Raw genomic sequence first — 19,693 nt, 5'->3', positions numbered from 1 at the left:
TTCTAAGGATCCCCGCCATGAGCACCTCCCTCGACACGACTTCCGGGCTCACCGACGCCCAGTACGACGAGGCCATCCGGGTGGCGTTGGCGCGCATCGAATCGACGGTGGACCGCTGGCTGGAAGACGACGTCATCGACATCGATACGGCGCGCACCGGCAGCATGATCACGCTGTCGCTGCCCAATCGCAGCCAGTTGATCGTCAACGCCCAACCGCCGCTGCACGAGTTGTGGCTGGCTGCGCGGCGAGGGGGCTTCCACTTCCGATATGACATCGCAAGCGGCCGCTGGCTGGACACCCGCTCCGGAGAGGAGTTCTTCGCGTTGCTGTCCGCTTGCGCGAGCGAGCAGGGGGGGCAGCCCGGTCTGTCGTTCTGATCAGGGTTGTTTCTGCCCCTCGCCGCCGAACATGTCGAGGATCCCCCGTTTTTCCTCGGCGGTCGGCGCGGGCGGTGCGCTGGGGCGCCCGTCGGCCGCGTCCGGGGCCAGTTCTCGCACGCCGCTGCCTGCCGCGTATTCCTCGTAGAACCATTCGCCGCCCATGTTCACCACGCCTTCGGGCGCAGATGGTTCGGCCACCGGGGCATTGCGCAAGGCGGTGCCCATGAACTCGATCCACACCGGCAGTGCCAGGCCACCCCCCGTTTCCCGGTCGCCCAGCTTGCGAGGCTGATCGAAACCGATCCACACCACGGCCACGTTGGTGGTGGTGTAGCCGGCGAACCAGGCGTCCATCGAGTCGTTCGTCGTGCCGGTCTTGCCATACAGGTCCGGGCGTTTCAGCGTGGCCTGCGCCTTGGCCGCCGTGCCGGAGCGCGTCACTTCCTGCAACAGACTGGTCATCACGAAGGCGTTGCGTGCATCGATCGTGCGCATGCGCTCGTCGAGCGGGGTGGGGCGGTTCACGGCCAGCACCGTGCCGCGGTTGTCCGTCACCCGGGTGACCAGCATCGGGTTGACGCGGTAGCCGCCGTTGGCAAACACCGCGTAAGCGCCGGCCATCTGCAGCGGCGTCACGGAGCCGGCACCCAAGGCCATCGTCAGGTAGGCGGGATGCTTCTCGGCATCGAAGCCGAAGCGAGTGACCCAGTCCTGCGCATATCGGGTGCCCACCGATTTCAGCACCCGGATCGAGATCATGTTCTTGGACTTGGCCAGCCCGCGGCGCAGGGTCATCGGGCCTTCGTACTTGCCGTCGTAGTTCTTGGGCTCCCAGGGCTGACTGCCCGTCACCCCGGTGTCGAAGAACAGCGGGGCGTCATTGACCATCGTGGCAGGGGTGAACCCCTTTTCAAGGGCTGCTGAATAGATGAAGGGTTTGAAGCTGGAGCCAGGTTGGCGCCACGCCTGTGTCACGTGGTTGAACTTGTTTCGTTTGAAATCAAATCCACCCACCATGGCATTGATGAGGCCCGTGCGCGGGTCGAGCGACACGAAAGCCCCCTCGACCTCGGGCAGTTGCTGCACGAACCAGTTGCCCTCGGCCGTGCGGTTCACCCGGATGATGGCGCCCCGGCGGATCTGGTGCTTCGGGCTGGCCTTGTCTGTCAGCGCCTGGCCCACGGCACGCAGGCCATCCGGGCCGATCACGATCTGCTCTCCGCTTTGCAGCACGGCCACGATCTGGCGGGGCTCTGCCTGCAGCACCACGGCGGCGCGGTTGCCCTCGCTGTCGGGGTGATCCTCGAGGGCCTCGGCCACCCGCACGTCCACCAGCTTGGGGTCCTGCGGCAGGTCGACGTAGCCCTGAGGACCGCGCCACGGCTGACGGCGGTCGTAGTCCAGCAGGCCCTTGCGGAGGGCTCGCCACGCGGCGGTCTGCTCGACCATGTCGATGGATGTGTAGACGTTCAAGCCTCGCGTGTAGGCTTCCGGCCCGTACTGCTCGTGCATCAGCAGGCGCGCAGCCTCGGCAGCGTAGTCGGCGTGCGTCGGAATGGGGGCCTTGGTGCGGTACCGCAGCACCTCGGCTTTGGCGGCGTCATGCTGGTCTGTCGTAATGAAACCGTTGTCCAGCATCCGGTCGATGATGTACTGCTGGCGCAGCGTCGCCCGTTTGGGGTTGCGCACGGGGTTGTAGGCCGACGGCGCCTTGGGCAGCCCCGCCAGCATCGCGGCCTCGGCCACGGTGATCTCTGCCAGCGGCTTGCCGAAGTAGGTGTCACATGCCGCGGCAAAACCGTAGGCGCGCTGGCCCAGATAGATCTGGTTCATGTAGAGCTCGAGGATCTGGTCCTTGCTCAACTGCCGCTCGATCTTGATGGCCAGCAGGATCTCGTAGATCTTCCGGGTGAACGTTTTTTCTGTTGGCAGGTAGAAGTTGCGTGCCACCTGCATGGTGATGGTGGACGCCCCCTGGCTGCGGGATTCGCCGAAGTTGGCCAGACCTGCACGCAGCACGCCGATGTAATCGACGCCGCCATGCTGATAGAAACGTGCGTCCTCGATGGCGAGCACGGCATCGCGCATGACTTTCGGGATCGCCCGGATCGGGGTGAACTGTCTTTTCTCTTCCCCGAATTCACCGATGAGCACACCGTCCGACGAATACACCCGCAGCGGGATTTTCGGGCGATAGTCCGCCAGCCCCCGCACTTCAGGGAGGTTGGGGTAGGCCACCGCCAGCCCCAGCCCGGCGAGCAGGACGACGCTGACCGCGCCAGCCAGCACCAGCCCCATCAGCACGGCGACGGGCTTGATCAGCCAGGTGACCCACCAGGGGCGGCGACCACGTGGGGCGCTGGGGGACGGGGTGCTGGAAGGCTGCTGCTTTTCGCTCATGGTCTCGGACCGTGGAAGGTGCGCGGATTATAGAAACCAGTTGCATCCGACCCGTTACACCACCGTGCGCGGTCAAAAAGCATCTGTTTGCGGATGTTTGAAACCGCTTGTAAGACGTGTGCATCCCGCAACGTGATGGGGAATTCTCCTGCTAACTCTGCGTTCAAGCCGTTTTTCTTTGCTGCTAGCATTGATCTGGTTTATTAACTTTCCAGCGTCGTGCCCCGACGCATGGGGGATGGTGTGAGCTTTCTTGACACGCTCTTGGGCCGCAAGCATCCGCCGATGATCGGACTGGACATCAGTTCATCGAGCGTGAAGCTGGTCGAGCTGAGCCAGTCTGCATCTGGCGATTACGTATTGGAACGGTTTGCTTCAGAGCCTTTCGAGAAGGGCTGGATTGCCGACGGACAGATCGAAAAATTCGATGAGGTGGCCGAGGCCGTCCGCAAGGTCGTCGTCAAGAGCGGGACCCGGACGAAGCATGTCGCGATGGCCATGCCCCAGTCGGCAGTGATCACCAAGAAGATCATGCTGCCGGCCGGTCTGCGCGAAGAGGAAATGGAGATGCAGGTTGAGGCCGAGGCCAACCAGTACATCCCCTTTTCACTGGACGAGGTCAGCCTGGACTTCTGCGTGATCGGCCCGAGCCCGACGTCCGCCGGTGACGTCGAAGTGATGATTGCCGCCTCGCGCAAGGACCGTGTGCAGGACCGTCAGGGGCTGGCCGAGGCCGCGGGCCTCAAGCCGGCCATCCTCGACATCGAATCCTACGCATCGCGTCTCGCCGTGCAGCGCCTGATCGAAGGTCTGCCGGGCCAAGGCAAGGACGCCCTGGTGGCGCTGTTCGAAATCGGGGCCGAGAACACCAGCCTGAAGGTGTTGCGTGACAACGAACTCCTCTACGACCGCGACCAGGCGTTCGGGGGGGCTCAACTGACGCAACTCATCTCCCGGCAGTACGGCTTCTCGTTCGAAGAGGCCGAACTCAAGAAGCTCTCGGGTGACCTGCCCGAGGACTACCAAGCCACCATCCTCAGCCCGTTCGTCGACAGCCTGTCCCAGGAAATCGGCCGGGCACTGCAGTACTTCTTCACCAGCACCCCGCATCACAAGGTGCACTACGTGATGCTGGCTGGAGGCACGGCCACGCTGCCGGGCCTCAAGGACCGCGTGACCGAGCTGACCGGATTCGCATCGATGGTGATCAATCCCTTCGAGGGCATGAAGCTGGGCTCGGCCGTGCGGGAGAGCAAGCTTCGCCGCGAGGCGCCTTCCTACCTGACGGCCTGTGGCCTGGCGATGCGGAGGTTCCTCGCATGATTCTCATCAACCTGCTTCCTCACCGAGAGGAAAAACGACGGCTGCGCAAGCAGGCCTTCTTTGTCGGTCTGGGCCTGTCGGCCGTGGCCGGGGCCGTGATCGTGGCGCTGTGGTACGCCGTGCTGCAGCAGATGACGGCATCGCAGATGGACCGCAACGAGTTCCTCCGTGGCGCCATCAGCAAGCTGGACGAAGAGATCAAGGACGTGTCGTCCCTGAAGGGCGAGATCGAGGCCCTCAAGGCCCGCCAGCGCGCGGTCGAGGACCTGCAGACCGATCGCAACATGCCGGTCTACCTGCTCAATGAACTGGTGCGTCAGACGCCGGAGGGCGTCTACCTGACCGCCATCCGGCAGGACGGCCAGACGGTGCTGGTCAGTGGCCAGGCCCAGACGAACGAACGGGTTGCCGAGTTCCTCCGCAACACCAGTGCCAGCTCCCAGTGGCTCGAGCGCGCGGACCTGCAGGAAATCAAGGCTGCCGTCGTAGGGGCGGGGCGTGAGAGCAAGCGCCTGTTCGACTTCTCCATGCGCGTGAGCCTGCGTCGGCCGCAGGATGTGAGCGCGGCAGCAGCCGCTGCCGCAGCGGCATCGGCTGCTGCTGCGGCGTCTGCACCGGCTGCCGCTGCACCGGCCCCCAGCGCCTCCATGGCCGCGTCATCCTGAGGTAAGCCATGGCAAAGAACATCAACATCGATCTGAATGCCTGGTTCGAGGATGCGCAGGAGCAGTTCCGCGGCCTCAACACGAATGAGCCGGGGCAGTGGCCGTTGCTGCCCAAGCTCGCGGCCTTTGCGGCCACGGCCTTGGGGGTGGTGGCCTTCGGCTGGTTCACGCTGGTGTCCGGCCAGAGCGAGGCCTTGCAGGCCGAGGTCGACACCGAGCCCCGCCTGAAAGAGGAGTACCGCAGCAAGGTGGCGCAGGCCGTGAACCTCAGCGAACTGCGCAAGCAGCGCGTGCAGGTCGAGGAGTACGTCAAGCAACTCGAGAAGCAGTTGCCGGGCAAAGCCGAGATGGACGCCCTGCTGTCTGACATCAACCAGGCCGGTCTGGGGCGCGGGCTGGAGTTCGAGCTGTTCCGCCCCGGACAGGTGTCGGTCAAGGACTACTACGCCGAGCTGCCCATCTCCATTAAGGTGAGCGGGCGCTACCACGACATCGGCGCCTTCACCGCAGACATCGCCAACCTGTCCCGCATCGTGACCCTGCACAACCTGGTGATACTCGGTTCACCGAAGGATGGGCAGGCCAACCTCGTGATGGAGGCCACGGCCCGGACGTACCGCTACCTGGACCAGTCCGAGGTGGACGCCATGCGCGCCGAGCAGCACAAGAAAGGTCAACCGAAGTGATCCAGCAGTCTCAACGCTGGCTGGCCGCGCTGATCGGCGTGGCCATGCTGGCCGGTTGCAGCGGCGAGCAGGATGAACTCAATGGGTGGATGGAGCAGCAGCGCCACGAGGTGCGGCCCAGCGTCACCCCTCTGGAGCCGCCGCAGAAGTTCAACCCCCAGGCCTACACCGGCATGGATGGCGTCGAGCCCTTCAGCACGCAGAAGCTGACGGGCGCGCTGCGCCAGGAGTCCCGCCAGCCCAACTCCGCGGTGGCGGCCGAGCTCAACCGCCGCAAGGAACCCCTGGAAGCCTTCCCGCTTGACAGCATGACCATGGTGGGCAGCGTCAACCGCCGCGGCGTGCCTTACGCGCTGTTGAAGGTCGACAACCTGCTCTATCAGGTCAAGGCGGGCGAGTACCTGGGGCAGAACTTCGGCCGGATCACCAAGATCACGGAAACCGAAATCACCTTGCGCGAGATCGTGCAGGACGCCGCGGGCGAATGGATTGAACGCCCCACCACGCTGCAGCTGCAGGAGAGTGGGCGATGACATTGAAGCTGGAGAAACCGACTATGAAACCGTGGCGTATGGCGTTGGCCAGCCTCTCGCTGGCATGTGTGTCGCCGCTGTCCTGGGCCGCCGCCGCCATCCAGGCCATCACGAGTGCACAGCAGGCCGGATCAGAAGTCGTCCGCATCGAGCTGAGCGAGCCGCTCGCCGCGGTGCCGGCCGGTTTCGTCGTGCAGACCCCGCCGCGGATCGCCATCGATCTGCCGGGCGTGACCAGCGCGCTGGCCAAGAACCAGGTCGACATCAATCAGGGCAACCTGCGTTCCGTGAACGTGGCCCAGGCGGGTGAGCGCACGCGCCTGGTGCTGAACCTGCGCCAGGCCACGACCTACAAGGCCCAGCTGCAGGGCAACGCGCTGCTGCTGGTGCTGGATCAGTCTGCCGCCACCGCGCCGCAGGCTGCGCCGGCATTGCGGCAGGGCAAGGCGGATGATGCAGTGCACTTCGCCGACAGCCGCAACGTCACGCCGCTGACGCTGAAGGACATCGACTTCCGTCGTGGGCAGGATGGTGCGGGCCGCGTGGTCGTCGAGTTGCCGAGCAACCAGGTGGGCGTCGACATCAAGCAGCAGGGCCAGAACCTGGTGGTCGAGTTCCTCAAGACCGACCTGCCCGAGCGGCTTCGCCGCCGCTTTGACGTGACCGACTTCGGCACGCCGGTCCGCCAGATGTCAGCCAGCCAGACGGGCGACCGCGTACGCCTGCTGGTCGAGCCTAAGGGGGACTGGGAGCATTCCGCCTACCAGACGGACAACCAGTTCGTGCTTGAAGTCCGGCAGCGCAAGACCGACCCGAACAAGCTGACCCCAGGGCCGGGTTACGCGGGCGAGAAGCTGTCGCTGAACTTCCAGAACATCGAGGTGCGGTCGCTGCTACAGGTGATCGCCGACTTCACCAACTTCAACGTGGTGACCAGCGACAGCGTGACCGGCAACGTGACGCTGCGCCTGAAGGACGTGCCGTGGGATCAGGCGCTCGACATCATTCTGCAGGCCAAGGGCCTGGGGGTGCGCAAGTCGGGCAACGTGCTGTGGATCGCGCCCAAGGACGAGATCAACGCCAAGGAGAAGATGGATCTGGAGGCCCGTGCTCAGGTGGCCCAACTGGAGCCCACCCGCACGCAGGCCTTCCAGCTCAACTACACCAAGGCGGAAGACATCGCCCGCGGCCTGCTAGGCACCAGCACCGGTGGCGTCAGCTCGGGGGTGACCTCGCGCATTCTGTCGCCGCGTGGCAGCGTGATCTTCGAGACCCGCACCAACCAGCTCTTCGTCAGCGACATTCCGTCCAAGCTGGAAGAGGTCCAGCAGATGATTGCCAAGATCGACATCCCGGTTCGCCAGGTGCTGATCGAAGCCCGCATCATCGAGGCTGAAGACTCCTTTGGCCGTACGCTGGGCGCCCGCCTCGGGACGTCCAACCAGACCGCAGTGGCGTCAGCCGGCAAGCTCAACCTCGGGCTGTCGGGCAACTACTCCGGCGTCGTGGCCGAAACGGGCCAGGGCCTCACGGGTGCGGCGGCCAGCGTGGCCAACAGCTACTTCGTGAACCTGCCGGCCACGGCGCTGTCGACCGGTGCGTCGAACGCCACGCTGGGCGTGTCGCTGTTCTCGTCGAGCGTGAACCATGCGCTGAACCTCGAGATTTCCGCGCTGGAAGCCGACGGCAAGGGCAAGGTGGTGTCGAGCCCCCGCGTGATCACCGCCGACCAGGTCAAGGCCATCATCGAGTCGGGTGAAGAACTGCCCTACCAGCAGGCCACGTCCAGCGGCGCCACGTCGGTGACCTTCCGCAAGGCCAACCTGAAACTGGAGGTCACGCCGCAGATCACGCCCGAGGGCAGCATCATCATGTCGGTCGACATCAACAAGGACAGCGTCGGCCGTGTCACCACGGCGGGCTTTGCCATCAACACCAAGCACGTGCAGACGCAGGTGCTGGTCGAGAACGGCGGCACGGTGGTGATCGGTGGTATCTTCACGCAGTCCGAGAACGAGACCGAGAACAAGGTGCCCCTGCTGGGCGACATCCCGGTGCTGGGTTTCTTCTTCAAGAACAACGTCCGCAGCAGTGCCCGCTCGGAGTTGCTCGTCTTCCTGACCCCGAAGGTGGTTTCGGACAAGACCGCCCTGCGTTGACCTGACTCTGCTTGGCTTCTGTTGTTTCTCTCGTAGGCCTGCCCGGCGGTGGCAAGACCACGGTCGGGCGCCAGCTCGCACGCCGGCTTGGCGCCCGTTTTCTGGACGCGGACCATGTTCTGGAAGAGCGGATCGGCATGCCGATCCGAGCATTCTTCGAGCAGCATGGTGAGCCGGCTTTTCGCGACCTGGAAGAGCGGGTCATCGACGAGCTGAGCGCCTACCGGGACGAGCCCCTGGTGCTGGCAACCGGCGGTGGCGCGGTGCTGCGCGAGGCCAACCGGGCGCACCTCAAGGACCGCACCACGGTGGTCTACCTGCGGTCTTCCCCGGAAGAGCTGTTTCGCCGCCTGCGGCACGACACGCAGCGACCGTTGCTCCAGGTGGCCGATCCCCTCGCGCGCCTGCGCGATCTGCATGCGCAACGCCACCCGCTGTACGAGGAGACGGCGCACTTCTGTGTGGACACCGGTCGACCCTCGGTCTCGACGCTGGTCGGCATGATCGTGTCCCAGCTGGAGTTGGCCGGCAAGCTCCCCGTTCCTACCTCGCACAATCCGCAGTCGGGCCCACGCTGAGTCGCCATCAAGCGACGGCTGGATGGCGGGCGACGAACACCCTTTTCGCAAAAGAAAAGCGCACCCCTGGGTGCGCTTTCTTGTTTGAAGCGAGCACAGGCATCGAGGCCTGTGCCGCATTTCAGCCCAGTCGCTGGAACTGGTCCTTCACGCGGGTCAGCGCGGCGCCGAAATCGGCGACACGCTGCTTTTCCTGCTCGACCACAGCGGCCGGGGCGCGGGCGACGAAGCTCTCGTTGCCCAGCTTGGCCTGCGCCTTGGCGATCTCGCCTTCCAGGCGCTTGATTTCCTTGCCCAGACGCTCCTTCTCGGCGGCCACGTCGATTTCGACGTGCAGTGCGAGGCGGGTGTCGCCCTGCACGGCCACCGGGGCCATGGCGGTGCCCGCTGCAAACGCGGCGTCATCGAGCACCTGCACTTCGCCGAGCTTGCCCAGGGCCTTGAGAATGGGCGCGGCCTGCGTGATGAACGCGGCGTCGCCGGTGGTCAGCAGGGGCACGCGCTCGGCCGGCGACAGGTTCATCTCGCCGCGCAGGTTGCGCACACTGCCCACCACGGCCTTGAGCTTGGCCACCCAGGCATCCGACTCGGCGCACACGCGACCCAGGTCGGCCACCGGGTAGGCGGCCATCACCAGGCTGGCGTCGCTGCCTGCGTCCTTGCGGCCGGCAACGGGCGCCACCACCTGCCACAGCGCTTCGGTGATGAAGGGGGTGATGGGGTGCAACAGGCGCAGCACGGTTTCCAGCACGCGGATCAGGGTGCGGCGGGTGGCGCGTTGCTGGGCCTCGTTACCGGTCTGGATCTGCACCTTGGCGATCTCGAGGTACCAGTCGCAGTACTCATCCCACACGAACTGGTAGATGGCGTTGGCGACGTTGTCCAGGCGGAACTCGGCAAAGCCTTGCTCGACGGCGGCTTCCACGCGCTGCAGTTCGCTGACGATCCACTTGTCGGCGGGGCTGAAGGCCAGGTATTCGCCTGTGGCGCAGACGCCCGGCGTGTGGGCCTTCAGGCCGCAGTCCTGCCCCTCACAGTTCATCAGCACGAAGCGGGTGGCGTTCCAGAGCTTGTTGCAGAAGTTGCGGTAGCCCTCGCAGCGCTTGCTGTCGAAGTTGATCGCACGGCCCAGGCTGGCCAGCGCGGCGAAGGTGAAGCGCAGCGCGTCGGCGCCATAGCCGGGAATGCCTTCCGGGAATTCCTTCTCGGTGGCCTTGCGCACCTTCGGGGCGGTTTCGGGCTTGCGCAGGCCGGTGGTGCGCTTCTCGAGCAGCGGGGCCAGCTCGATCCCGTCGATCAGGTCGACCGGGTCCAGCACGTTGCCTTCCGACTTCGACATCTTGTTGCCCTGTGCGTCGCGCACCAGGCCATGGATGTAGACGTGCTTGAAGGGCACCTTGCCGGTGAAGTGCTTGGTCATCATGATCATCCGGGCGACCCAGAAGAAGATGATGTCGTAGCCGGTGACGAGCACCGACGAGGGCAGGAACAGGTCCATTTCCTTCGTCTGCTCGGGCCAGCCGAGGGTGGAGAAGGGCACCAGCGCCGACGAGTACCAGGTGTCGAGCACGTCGGCGTCGCGGGTCAGCTCGCCGGTGTAACCGGCCGCGGTGGCCTTGGCGCGGGCGTCGGCTTCGGAGCGCGCCACGAAGAGCTCGCCGTTGCTGCCGTACCAGGCGGGGATCTGGTGACCCCACCACAGCTGACGGCTGATGCACCAGTCCTGGATGTTCTTCATCCACTGGTTGTAGGTGTTGACCCAGTTCTCGGGCACGAACTTCACGTCGCCCGATTCAACCGCCTCGATGGCCTGTTCGGCGATGCTCTTGCCGCCGGCGCCGGGCTTGGTCATGGCCACGAACCACTGGTCGGTCAGCATGGGCTCGATGACCTGGCCGGTGCGGGCGCAGCGCGGCACCATCAGCTTGTGCTTTTTGACCTCGACCAGCTGGCCGTCGGCTTCGAGCTTGGCGACGATCTGCTTGCGGGCCACGAAGCGGTCCAGGCCCACGTACTCGGCAGGGATGTCGGTGGCTTCGTGCGCGCTGACCTTGGCTTCGAGGTCGAAGATGGTCAGCATCGGCAGCTTGTGGCGCAGGCCGACCTGGTAGTCGTTGGTGTCGTGGGCCGGTGTGACCTTGACGACACCGGTACCGAACGCCTTGTCGACGTGCTCGTCGGCGATCACGGGCACCAGGCGGCCGGTGATGGGCAGGCGGACCTGCTTGCCGATCAGCGCGGTGTAGCGCTCGTCTTCGGGGTGGACCATGACGGCCGTGTCACCCAGCAGGGTCTCAGGCCGGGTGGTGGCCACGACCAGGCTGGCGTCGCTGCCCTCCACCGGGTAGCGGATGTGCCACATCGAGCCGTCTTCTTCCTCGCTCTCGACTTCGAGGTCCGACACGGCGGACTTGAGGATCGGGTCCCAGCTGACCAGGCGCTTGCCACGGTAGATCAGGCCTTCTTCATACAGGCGCACGAAGGTCTCGACGACGACCTTGGACAGCTTGTCGTCCATGGTGAAGTACTCGTGCTCCCAAGAGACCGAGTCGCCCATGCGGCGCATCTGCTGGGTGATGGTCGAGCCGGACTTTTCCTTCCACTCCCACACCTTGGCGACAAAGGCTTCGCGGCCCAGGTCGTGGCGTGACTGGCCCTTTTCCTGCAGCTGGCGCTCGACCACGATCTGCGTGGCGATGCCGGCGTGGTCGGTGCCCGGGATCCACAGCGTGTTGTGGTCCTTCATGCGGTGGTAGCGCGTCAACGAGTCCATGATGGTCTGGTTGAACGCGTGGCCCATGTGCAGGGTGCCGGTCACGTTGGGGGGCGGCAGCTGGATGCAGAACGAGGGCTTGGCCGCATCGAGCGTGGGCTTGTACAGGCCGCGTTGTTCCCACTGCGGGCCGTACAGGGCCTCGATCGGGCCGGGTTCGAAGGATTTGGCGAGTTCGGTCATTGTGTGGTGCGGGGCAGTGCCCGGTGGGTCGTCGCACGAACGGCGTGCGCGGCGCAAAGTGCGATTTTAGGTCGGGCGCCAGCGTTCCTGCCACGCCACAACGCGACGCATCCACGCTGCCCTGGATCAAGGGCGCAGGGGATGGCGCTGTGTGTCTGCTCGGTAAAGCACTTGGCAAGCAGGGTCTTGTCGTCCTAGCATGGGGCAGGGCGACCATGAGGTCACCGTCTGGTTCAAGGAGGCCTGTCATGTACGAACATCTTCTGGTGCCGGTGGACGGCAGCGATCTGTCCAACAAGGCGATCGAGCACAGCATCGGTCTGGCCAAGATGCTGGGCGCGTCGATCACCGGCTTCACGGCCGAGCCGCCGCTGCCGGTGCTGGTCGTCGAGCAGTCGGCCGTGGCCTATGACGTGGCCACGTTTCAGGAGCATGAAAAGCGCTGCGAGGCCCATGCCCGCGAGGTGCTGCAGGCCTTTGCCGACAAGGCCAAGGCGGCGGGCGTGCCGTTCGACGGACAGTTCGTCATCACCGACAGCGTGCAGGACGCCATCGTCGACACCGCCAAGCGTCAGGGGTGTGACCTGATCGTGATGGCCACGCATGGGCGACACGGTCTGGATGCCCTGATCCACGGCTCGCTCACCAAGAGCGTTCTGGCGCACAGCCAGGTGCCGTTGCTGGTGCTTCACGGCTGACCGGCTTGCCTGTTTCCGTTTTGCGTTTTCGTTTCGTCAACCACATCAAGGAGCAAGACATGAGCGACACCACCGCAGCCCACAAGGAACAACTGGCCGCCGACCTCAAGCGCGTGCTGGCCGATGCCGAGGCCCTGCTGAGGGCCACGGCGGGCGACAGCGCCGAAGAGTTGCAACATGTGCGCGGCCGACTGCAGGCGACCCTGTCGCACGCCAAGGACGGCCTGATCGAGGCCCAGGCCGCGGTCGTGGACAAGGCCAAGGCAGCGGCCAAGGCGACCGATGGCTATGTGCACGAGAACCCCTGGAAGGCCATCGGCGTGGCAGCGGGCGTGGGCCTGCTGCTGGGCGTGGTGATCGGCCGCCGCTGAGCCGCCGGCATGCCGATGCGGTCGTCATCGATGCCGTCGCATGAGTGAAGCCGTTCCTTCCGGGGCGGCCAGCGCATCGGGGCGCCTGACGGCGTCCGTGCGCGGCCTGCTGGCCACGCTGGTGGCTCTGGGACACAACCGGCTGGCCTTGCTCTCGCTCGAGCTGGAAGAAGAGCGGGACCGCCTGCTCGCGACGCTGGCCTGGGGTGCTGCGGCCGTTGTGCTCGGGTGCTTCACGCTGGCGTTCGTGGCGGTGTTCGTGACGGTGCTGTTCTGGGACACGCACCGCCTGACCGCTCTGGGTGGGGTGACGGTGTTGCTGGGGGTGGCCGCAGGCACTGCCTGGTGGCAGATCCGCCGGCTGTGGTCGGGCCACGACGGGCTTCTGCCTGCCACGCTGGCCGAGCTCGAAGCCGACCGCTCAGCCTTGCTGGGGGCGCTGGCCGAGCCGCACCCTCAGCCTTCGTCGCCCGCCGGGTCGTCTGCCGCAGAGGGGCGCCCGTGAACCGCCAGGCTCGCAAGCGCGCCTTGCTGGCGCAGAGCGCCCTGCTGCGGCGGCAACTGGGCCAGGACTACCTGACCCTGGTGTCACCTGCCGAGCGGGTGCTGGACCGGGTGGTGGGGGCCGGGCAGTGGCTGCGTCAGCGCCCCTGGCTGCTGGGCGGGCTGGCGTTGGCCTGGCTGCTGTGGCGCCCGCGTCGGGCCACTGGCGTGGTGTCCCTGGGCGGACGCCTGTGGGTGGCCTGGCAGGCGTGGCAGCGCTGGCAGCCCCTGGTCCGATCGGTGGTCGGGCTGGCAGGAGGCGTGCTCGCTGCGCGCGCAGCGTCGGCGCAAGCGTCGGCCGTCTCGTCTCCGCATCACGGCACACCGGGCCGTTGACCTGGGGCAAGCAGCGCACTGCTGCGCACGGCTACCGTGGCGGTTCCGCGCTGATGCGCTTCTGCCTCGCCCCGTCATGATCGATCCGTCCCACGTTCCTCCTGAGCTGTCCGACCTGCTGGCGCGCAGTGGCCTGCGGCCTTTGTCTCTGGGCGGGCGCAGTCTGCTGCCCATCGTGCAGGGGGGCATGGGCGTGGGCGTGTCGGCGCACCGGCTGGCCGGTTCGGTGGCCGCAGCGGGCGGCGTGGGCACCCTGTCGTCCGTCGACCTGCGTCGGCATCATCCCGACCTGATGGCGCGCACGCAGGGGCTGGCCTCGCGCATCGGCCAGGACGAAGACACCAAGGCCCAGATCGACGAGGCCAACCTGGAAGCGCTCGAGCGCGAGATCACGGCAGCCCGTGCGCTGTCGCAAGGGCGTGGCCTGCTCGCGGTCAATGTGATGCGGGCGGTGAGCGAGTACGCGCCGGCCATCAAACGGGCGCTGGAATGCGGCATCGATGCCGTGGTGGTGGGCGCCGGTCTGCCGCTCGACCTGCCGGACCTGGCGCAGGACCATCCCGACGCGCTGCTGGTGCCCATCCTGTCGGATGCCCGGGGCGTGCAGCTGGTGGTGCGCAAATGGGAGCGCAAGAAACGCCTGCCCGATGCCATCGTGATCGAGCACCCGCGCCTGGCCGGTGGCCACCTGGGGGCCGCCAAGGTGGCCGACCTGCAGGACACGCGATTCGACTTCGAGAACGTCATCCCGGCCGTGCGGGCTTTTCTCCGTGACGCCGGGATCGAGAAGGAGGTGCCGCTGATTGCCGCAGGCGGCATCCGCACCTTCGAAGACATCCAGCGCTTGCAAGACCTGGGTGCGGCCGCCGTGCAGCTGGGCACGCCCTTCGCGGTCACGCAGGAATCGGACGCGCACCCCGAGTTCAAGCGCGTGCTGGCCGAGGCACGCGACGAGGACCTGACCACCTTCACCAGCGTGGCCGGCTTGCCCGCCCGCGCCGTGATGACCCCCTGGCTCAAGGCCTACCTGCGCGTGGAAGACCGCCTGCAGGCCGTGACCCAGGTGCGCAAGCGCTGCACCAAGGCCTTCGACTGCCTGGCGCAATGCGGGCTGCGCGATGGCCTGGCAGGCTGGGGGCAGTTCTGCATCGACAACCAGCTGGCCGCCGCCCTGCGGGGGGACGTCAGCAAGGGGCTGTTCTTCCGCGGTGCGGGGGCCTTGCCTTTCGGCGACCAGATCCGCAGTGTGGGCGAGCTGATGTCGCGTTTGCTGACACGTGACATGGCCTTGGGCTCGCCAGTGCCCCAAGGGGCCTGAGCGGCGCGCGGCGACCCAGGCGGCAGGGCAATGCCGCCTAAAATCGGTCGATGACCGAGCACAACGCGCCCTCCGGCCTGGCGGCCTCGCACGCCGCCGGCTCCTCCTCCTTGCTGGCCGGGCTGAATCCCGAGCAGCTTGCCGCCGTGACGGCCCCGCCCGGGCCTGCCCTGATCCTGGCCGGTGCCGGTTCGGGCAAGACGCGCGTGCTCACAACCCGCATCGCCTGGCTGCTGCAGACTGGCCAGGCTACGCCGGCCAGCATCATGGCCGTGACCTTCACCAACAAGGCCGCCAAGGAGATGCAGGCCCGTCTGTCGGCCATGCTGCCTGTGAACACCCGGGCGATGTGGATCGGCACCTTCCACGGCCTGTGCAACCGCTTCCTGCGCGCGCACGCCCGCATTGCTGGCCTGCCGTCGGCCTTCCAGATCCTCGACACGCAGGACCAGCTCTCGGCGGTCAAGCGCATCATCAAGGCGCTGAAGTACGACGAAGAGAAGTGCGTGCCCAAGCAGACCACCTGGTTCATCGCGAACTGCAAGGAAGATGGCCTGCGCCCCAAGGACATCCAGCCGCGCGACGAACTGGGCCGCATGCAGCTGACCGTGTACCAGGCTTACGAGGACCAGTGCGCGCGCGAGGGCGTGGTCGACTTTGCCGAGTTGATGCTGCGCACCTACGAGATCATGCGCGACCACCCGGAGGTGCGCGCCCACTACCAGCGTCGCTTCCAGCACATCCTGGTCGACGAGTTCCAGGACACCAACCGGCTGCAGTACCTGTGGCTGAAGATGTTTGCGGGCCGACCCGAAGAAACGGGCACCAGCCTGTTTGCCGTGGGGGATGACGACCAGAGCATCTACGCCTTCCGGGGCGCCCAGGTGGGCAACATGGCCGACTTCGAGCGCGAGTTCCGCGTGCCCAAGGTCATCAAGCTCGAGCAGAACTACCGCAGCTTCGGCCATATCCTGGATGCGGCCAACACGCTGATCGCCCAGAACAGCAAGCGCCTGGGCAAGAACCTGCGCACCGACGCGGGCCAGGGCGAGCCCATCCGCGTGTACGAGGCTTCGAGCGATTACGCCGAGGCCCAGTGGATCGTGGAGGAGACCCGCCTGCTGCACCGCGAGGGGCACCCGCTGCACGAGGTGGCGGTGCTCTACCGCAGCAACGCGCAGTCGCGGGTGATCGAATCGGCGCTGTTCAACGCGGGCGTGGCCTACAAGGTGTACGGTGGCCTGCGCTTCTTCGAACGCGCGGAAATCAAGCACGCGCTGGCCTACCTGCGCCTGATCGAGAACCCGAACGACGACACGAGCTTCCTGCGCGTGGTGAACTTCCCGGCGCGGGGCATCGGGGCGCGCAGCGTCGAGCTGCTGCAGGATGCGGCGCGGAGCACGGGCCGCAGCCTGGCGCAGAGCGTGACGGCCGTGCCCGGCAAGACCGGCGCCAACCTGCAGGGCTTCGTGGCCCTGGTCGATGCGATGCGCGAGTGCACGCGCGGCCTGACGCTGCGCCAGATCATCGAGCATGTGGTCGAGGCCTCGGGCCTGGCCGACTTCTACCGCGCCGAGAAGGAAGGCCAGGAGCGGCTGGAGAACCTGGCCGAACTGGTGAACGCGGCCGAGGCCTTCGTGACGCAGGAGGGCTTCGGGAAAGACGCCGTGGCCCTGCCGGTGGACGAGCCGGCCGGCGCCATCAGCGCGGGCCTGCCCGCTGCCGTGGCCCTGGCCAACACGCTGCCCGATGCCGAGACCGGCGAGATCATCTCGCCGCTGCTGGCCTTCCTGACGCACGCCTCGCTGGAGGCCGGCGATAACCAGGCTCAGGCGGGGCAGGATGCCGTCCAGCTCATGACCATTCACGCGGCCAAGGGGCTGGAGTTCAACAACGTGTTCCTGACCGGGCTGGAGGAAGGCCTTTTCCCGCACGAGAACTCGATGAACACCACCGAGGGCCTGGAGGAAGAGCGCCGGTTGATGTATGTGGCCATCACGCGCGCGCGCCAGCGGCTGCACATCAGCTTCAGCCAGACGCGCATGCTGCATGGCCAGACGCGCTACAACATCAAGAGCCGCTTCCTGGACGAGCTGCCCGAGTCCTCGCTGAAGTGGCTCACGCCCCGCAACCAGGGCTTCGGCTCGGGCTTTGCCAAGTCCTACCAGGATGCGTGGTCCAGCGGCCGCGGCATGGGCTCGATGGTGGGCGCCGGTGCGCAACCCTATCGCCAGGGCGCCCACGGTGGCGGCAGCCGTGGCGGCTATGGCGGCCAGGCCTGGGGCGGTGCCCGCAAGGAAGACGACTTCAAGGACCTGACGGCGCCGCTGCCCAAGGCCATGGCCGCCGCCAAGAGCGAGGGCGGGCTGCGCGTGGGGCAGGGTGTGTTCCACACCAAGTTCGGCGAAGGCGTGGTGCTGACGCTCGAAGGCAGCGGGCCCGACGCCCGTGTGCAGGTCAACTTCGGCCGGCATGGCACGAAATGGCTGATGCTCAGCGTGGCCAAGCTCACCCCGATCGAATGAAACGGGGCATGACGGCATGCCGCAGCGCGGGCGCCGTCAGCCCCAACCCAACTTTCTTTTCAACCGTAACGAATCCAACCATGTCTCACCGTACCTCTGTTCGTCTGCGCGCCGCCCTGATCACCGCAGCCCTGGGCTCGGCCTCCGCGGCCCAGGCCTATGAATTCAACGCCCTGGACCAGTTGGCCTCGCAGGCCGAGTTCCGCCAGCTGTCGGAAGACCTGAGCGCCACGCTGGCCTTCAAGCCGCAGGCGCCCGCCGAAGGCCTGGGCCTGACCGGCTTCGACCTGGGCGTGAGCCTGGGTGGCACCAGCGTGAAGAGCCACAAGATCGTCGAGCGTGCCACCGGATCGGACAACGTGCCGAGCACGCTGCCGACCGTGACCCTGCGCGCCGAAAAGGGCTTGCCCTTCGGCGTGGACGTGGGGGCGGCCTACACCGTGATCCCGGGCACGTCGGTGCGCGCGGTCAGCGGCAACGTCAAGTGGGCCTTCATCGAAGGCGGCGTGCTGACCCCGGCCGTGGCCGTGCGCGGCTTCTACACGCAGACCAGCGGCCTGGGCGACATGAGCCTGCGCAGCCAGGGCGTGGACCTGTCGGTGTCCAAGGGCTTTGCGAACGTCACGCCGTACGGCGGTGTCGGCCTGGTGCAGAGCCGTGCTTCGGATGACACCGGCCGCTGGGCCCGCGAGCGCTACACGCAGACCCGCCTGTTTGCCGGCGTGAACGTGAGCCTGCTGCTGGTGAACCTGGCCTTCGAGGCAGACCGCACCGGCGACGCGACCAGCGCGAGCATCCGCGCCGGCCTGCGCTTCTGACCCTGGTCATCGGGGCCGGGCTCATTGAACGCATCGATGGCGTTCATTGAGCCAATTCAAAGGCCATGGCGCGTGCAGGGAGGCGGTCGCGCTAAAGTGAGCAGCAGCTTTTCTTGCTGACCTTTTGCTCAGCGCCGTCTCAACACACTCCAGGAGAGATCCAGCATGGCCAAGTCTGACAAGTCCCCCTCCAAATCGGCTGCCAAGTCGGCCAAGGTTGCCCGTGTGGCCGTGGCCCCGGGCGCGGCCCCGATCGACATCGGCATCAGCGCCGAGCACCGTGCCGCCATCGCACAGGGCCTGAACGCCTTGCTGGCCGACACCTTCACGCTGTACCTGACCACGCACAACTTCCACTGGAACGTCACCGGCCCGATGTTCAACACGCTGCACACCATGTTCATGGCGCAGTACACGGAGCTGTGGAATGCGGTCGACCCCATTGCCGAGCGCGTTCGCGCCCTGGGCTTCCCGGCCATGGGCTCGTTCGCCGATTACAGCAAGGCCAGCAGCCTGCCGGATGCACCGGGCACGCCACCGAAGGCCAAGGAGATGATCCGCATCCTGGTGGACGGGCACGAGGCCGTGGCGCGCACCGCCCGTGGTCTGTACCCGCTGGTCGACGAGGCCTCTGACGAACCCACGGCCGACCTGCTGACGCAGCGCCTGGACGTGCACGAAAAAGCAGCCTGGATGCTGCGCTCGATGCTCGAAGAGTGACGCAGCCTGCGGCCGGAGTCGATCCGGCCGACCGCGGCGGGCCAGGCGTTCAGACCAGCCCGTTGCGGATGGCGTAGACCGTGAGCTCGGAGTTGTTCGTCAGCCCGAGCTTTTCCAGCACGCGGGCGCGGTAGACGCTCACCGTCTTGGGGCTCAACAGCAGCTGCTCTGCGATGTCCGACAGCCGCTTGCCCGAGGCGATCATCACCAGCGTCTGCAACTCGCGGTCGGACAGCTTCTGGTGCAGGTCTTCCTGCGCCGGCGTGGTCAGGTTGTCGACCAGCATCTGCGCCATCTCGGGCGTCACGTACTTCTTGCCCTGTGCCACCGTGCGCACGGCCGCCACGATCTGGGCGGCGTCGCTGCCCTTGTTCAGGTAGCCCGAGGCGCCCGCCTTGAGCGCCCGCATGGCGTACTGGTCTTCCGGGTACATCGACACCACCAGCACTTTCAGCGTGCTGCCTTCTTCCTTGAGCACGTGCAGCACGTCCAGGCCGCTGCGGCCGGGCAGGTTGATGTCGAGCACCAGCACATCGCAACTCTTGTCGCGCATCAGGGCGCGCAGCTCGCCGTAGTCTGCGGCCTCGCCCACCACCTCGATGTCGGCGGCGTCAGCCAGGGTGTCGCGGATGCCGCGGCGGATCAGCGCGTGGTCGTCGCAGAGAATGACTTTGATCATGT

Annotated in this window: 18 protein-coding genes; 15 read left to right on the top strand and 3 right to left on the bottom strand. The window is 66.5% G+C overall.

What is annotated here, in order from left to right; genetic code table 11:
- The first annotated feature begins 17 nt into the window (after positions 1–17).
- A complete protein-coding gene (gene cyaY, locus QZ709_RS12220; RefSeq protein ID WP_294637574.1) occupies positions 18–380 on the top strand; it encodes an iron donor protein CyaY in 363 nt (120 codons plus the stop codon).
- Here the strand turns inward: cyaY and QZ709_RS12215 are convergent, their stop codons facing one another.
- The gene (locus QZ709_RS12215; RefSeq protein WP_294637573.1) at positions 381–2,783 is read right to left on the bottom strand and encodes a penicillin-binding protein 1A; all 2,403 of its coding nucleotides are present in this window, start codon (positions 2,781–2,783) and stop codon (positions 381–383) included.
- A gap of 243 nt (positions 2,784–3,026) precedes the next feature.
- Here QZ709_RS12215 and QZ709_RS12210 point away from each other — a divergent pair, with 243 nt between their 5' ends.
- The 6 genes from QZ709_RS12210 to QZ709_RS12185 are packed head-to-tail and all read left to right on the top strand — an operon-like array spanning position 3,027 to position 8,727.
- Positions 3,027–4,106, top strand: coding sequence for a pilus assembly protein PilM (locus tag QZ709_RS12210; protein WP_294637572.1), 1,080 nt, complete (start codon positions 3,027–3,029; stop codon positions 4,104–4,106).
- Positions 4,103–4,771 (top strand): PilN domain-containing protein, encoded by a 669-nt coding sequence (locus QZ709_RS12205; RefSeq protein WP_294637571.1) that lies wholly within the window; start codon positions 4,103–4,105, stop codon positions 4,769–4,771. The genes QZ709_RS12210 and QZ709_RS12205 overlap by 4 nt, the downstream gene beginning before the upstream one ends.
- A gap of 8 nt (positions 4,772–4,779) precedes the next feature.
- On the top strand, positions 4,780–5,457 hold the full coding sequence (locus QZ709_RS12200) for a type 4a pilus biogenesis protein PilO (RefSeq protein WP_294637570.1): 678 nt from the start codon (positions 4,780–4,782) through the stop codon (positions 5,455–5,457).
- Positions 5,458–5,501: 44 nt separating this feature from the next.
- A complete protein-coding gene (locus QZ709_RS12195) occupies positions 5,502–5,990 on the top strand; it encodes a pilus assembly protein PilP (RefSeq protein WP_294637592.1) in 489 nt (162 codons plus the stop codon).
- A gap of 23 nt (positions 5,991–6,013) precedes the next feature.
- On the top strand, positions 6,014–8,149 hold the full coding sequence (locus QZ709_RS12190; protein ID WP_294637569.1) for a type IV pilus secretin PilQ: 2,136 nt from the start codon (positions 6,014–6,016) through the stop codon (positions 8,147–8,149).
- 11 nt (positions 8,150–8,160) lie between these two features.
- Positions 8,161–8,727, top strand: a complete 567-nt coding sequence (locus QZ709_RS12185; protein ID WP_294637568.1) for a shikimate kinase — start codon at positions 8,161–8,163, stop codon at positions 8,725–8,727.
- Positions 8,728–8,848: 121 nt separating this feature from the next.
- Here the strand turns inward: QZ709_RS12185 and QZ709_RS12180 are convergent, their stop codons facing one another.
- Positions 8,849–11,683 carry a valine--tRNA ligase gene (locus QZ709_RS12180; protein WP_294637567.1) on the bottom strand — a complete coding sequence of 945 codons (2,835 nt, stop codon included), beginning with the start codon at positions 11,681–11,683 and terminating at the stop codon, positions 8,849–8,851.
- 248 nt (positions 11,684–11,931) lie between these two features.
- On the opposite strand from QZ709_RS12180, the gene QZ709_RS12175 reads away from it, so the two are divergent.
- The 8 genes from QZ709_RS12175 to QZ709_RS12140 all read left to right on the top strand — a co-directional run bounded on the left by QZ709_RS12175 (position 11,932) and on the right by QZ709_RS12140 (position 19,012).
- Complete coding sequence (locus QZ709_RS12175; protein WP_294637566.1) at positions 11,932–12,381, top strand: universal stress protein; 450 nt, start codon at positions 11,932–11,934, stop codon at positions 12,379–12,381.
- A 59-nt stretch (positions 12,382–12,440) separates the two neighbouring features.
- The gene (locus tag QZ709_RS12170; RefSeq protein WP_294637565.1) at positions 12,441–12,752 is read left to right on the top strand and encodes a DUF883 family protein; all 312 of its coding nucleotides are present in this window, start codon (positions 12,441–12,443) and stop codon (positions 12,750–12,752) included.
- Positions 12,753–12,792: 40 nt separating this feature from the next.
- Complete coding sequence (locus tag QZ709_RS12165) at positions 12,793–13,257, top strand: phage holin family protein (protein ID WP_294637564.1); 465 nt, start codon at positions 12,793–12,795, stop codon at positions 13,255–13,257.
- Entirely contained in the window at positions 13,254–13,631 is a 378-nt protein-coding gene (locus QZ709_RS12160; protein ID WP_294637563.1) for a hypothetical protein, read from the top strand. Before QZ709_RS12165 ends, QZ709_RS12160 begins: the two co-directional genes overlap by 4 nt.
- A gap of 76 nt (positions 13,632–13,707) precedes the next feature.
- Positions 13,708–14,949, top strand: coding sequence for a nitronate monooxygenase family protein (locus tag QZ709_RS12155; RefSeq protein ID WP_294637562.1), 1,242 nt, complete (start codon positions 13,708–13,710; stop codon positions 14,947–14,949).
- Between the two features lie 50 nt (positions 14,950–14,999).
- A complete protein-coding gene (locus tag QZ709_RS12150) occupies positions 15,000–17,474 on the top strand; it encodes a UvrD-helicase domain-containing protein (protein ID WP_294637561.1) in 2,475 nt (824 codons plus the stop codon).
- Positions 17,475–17,554: 80 nt separating this feature from the next.
- Complete coding sequence (locus QZ709_RS12145; protein WP_294637560.1) at positions 17,555–18,292, top strand: hypothetical protein; 738 nt, start codon at positions 17,555–17,557, stop codon at positions 18,290–18,292.
- Positions 18,293–18,457: 165 nt separating this feature from the next.
- A complete protein-coding gene (locus QZ709_RS12140) occupies positions 18,458–19,012 on the top strand; it encodes a Dps family protein (protein ID WP_294637559.1) in 555 nt (184 codons plus the stop codon).
- Positions 19,013–19,061: 49 nt separating this feature from the next.
- On the opposite strand, the gene QZ709_RS12135 is transcribed toward QZ709_RS12140, so the two are convergent.
- Positions 19,062–19,691, bottom strand: coding sequence for a response regulator transcription factor (locus tag QZ709_RS12135; protein ID WP_294637558.1), 630 nt, complete (start codon positions 19,689–19,691; stop codon positions 19,062–19,064).
- Positions 19,692–19,693 lie beyond the last annotated feature (2 nt).

Source organism: uncultured Aquabacterium sp. (assembly GCF_913773725.1).
Classification (GTDB): Bacteria; Pseudomonadota; Gammaproteobacteria; order Burkholderiales; family Burkholderiaceae_C; genus Aquabacterium.
Note: the sequence above shows the minus strand (reverse complement) of the source record. Positions and strands in the feature narration are given on the sequence as shown.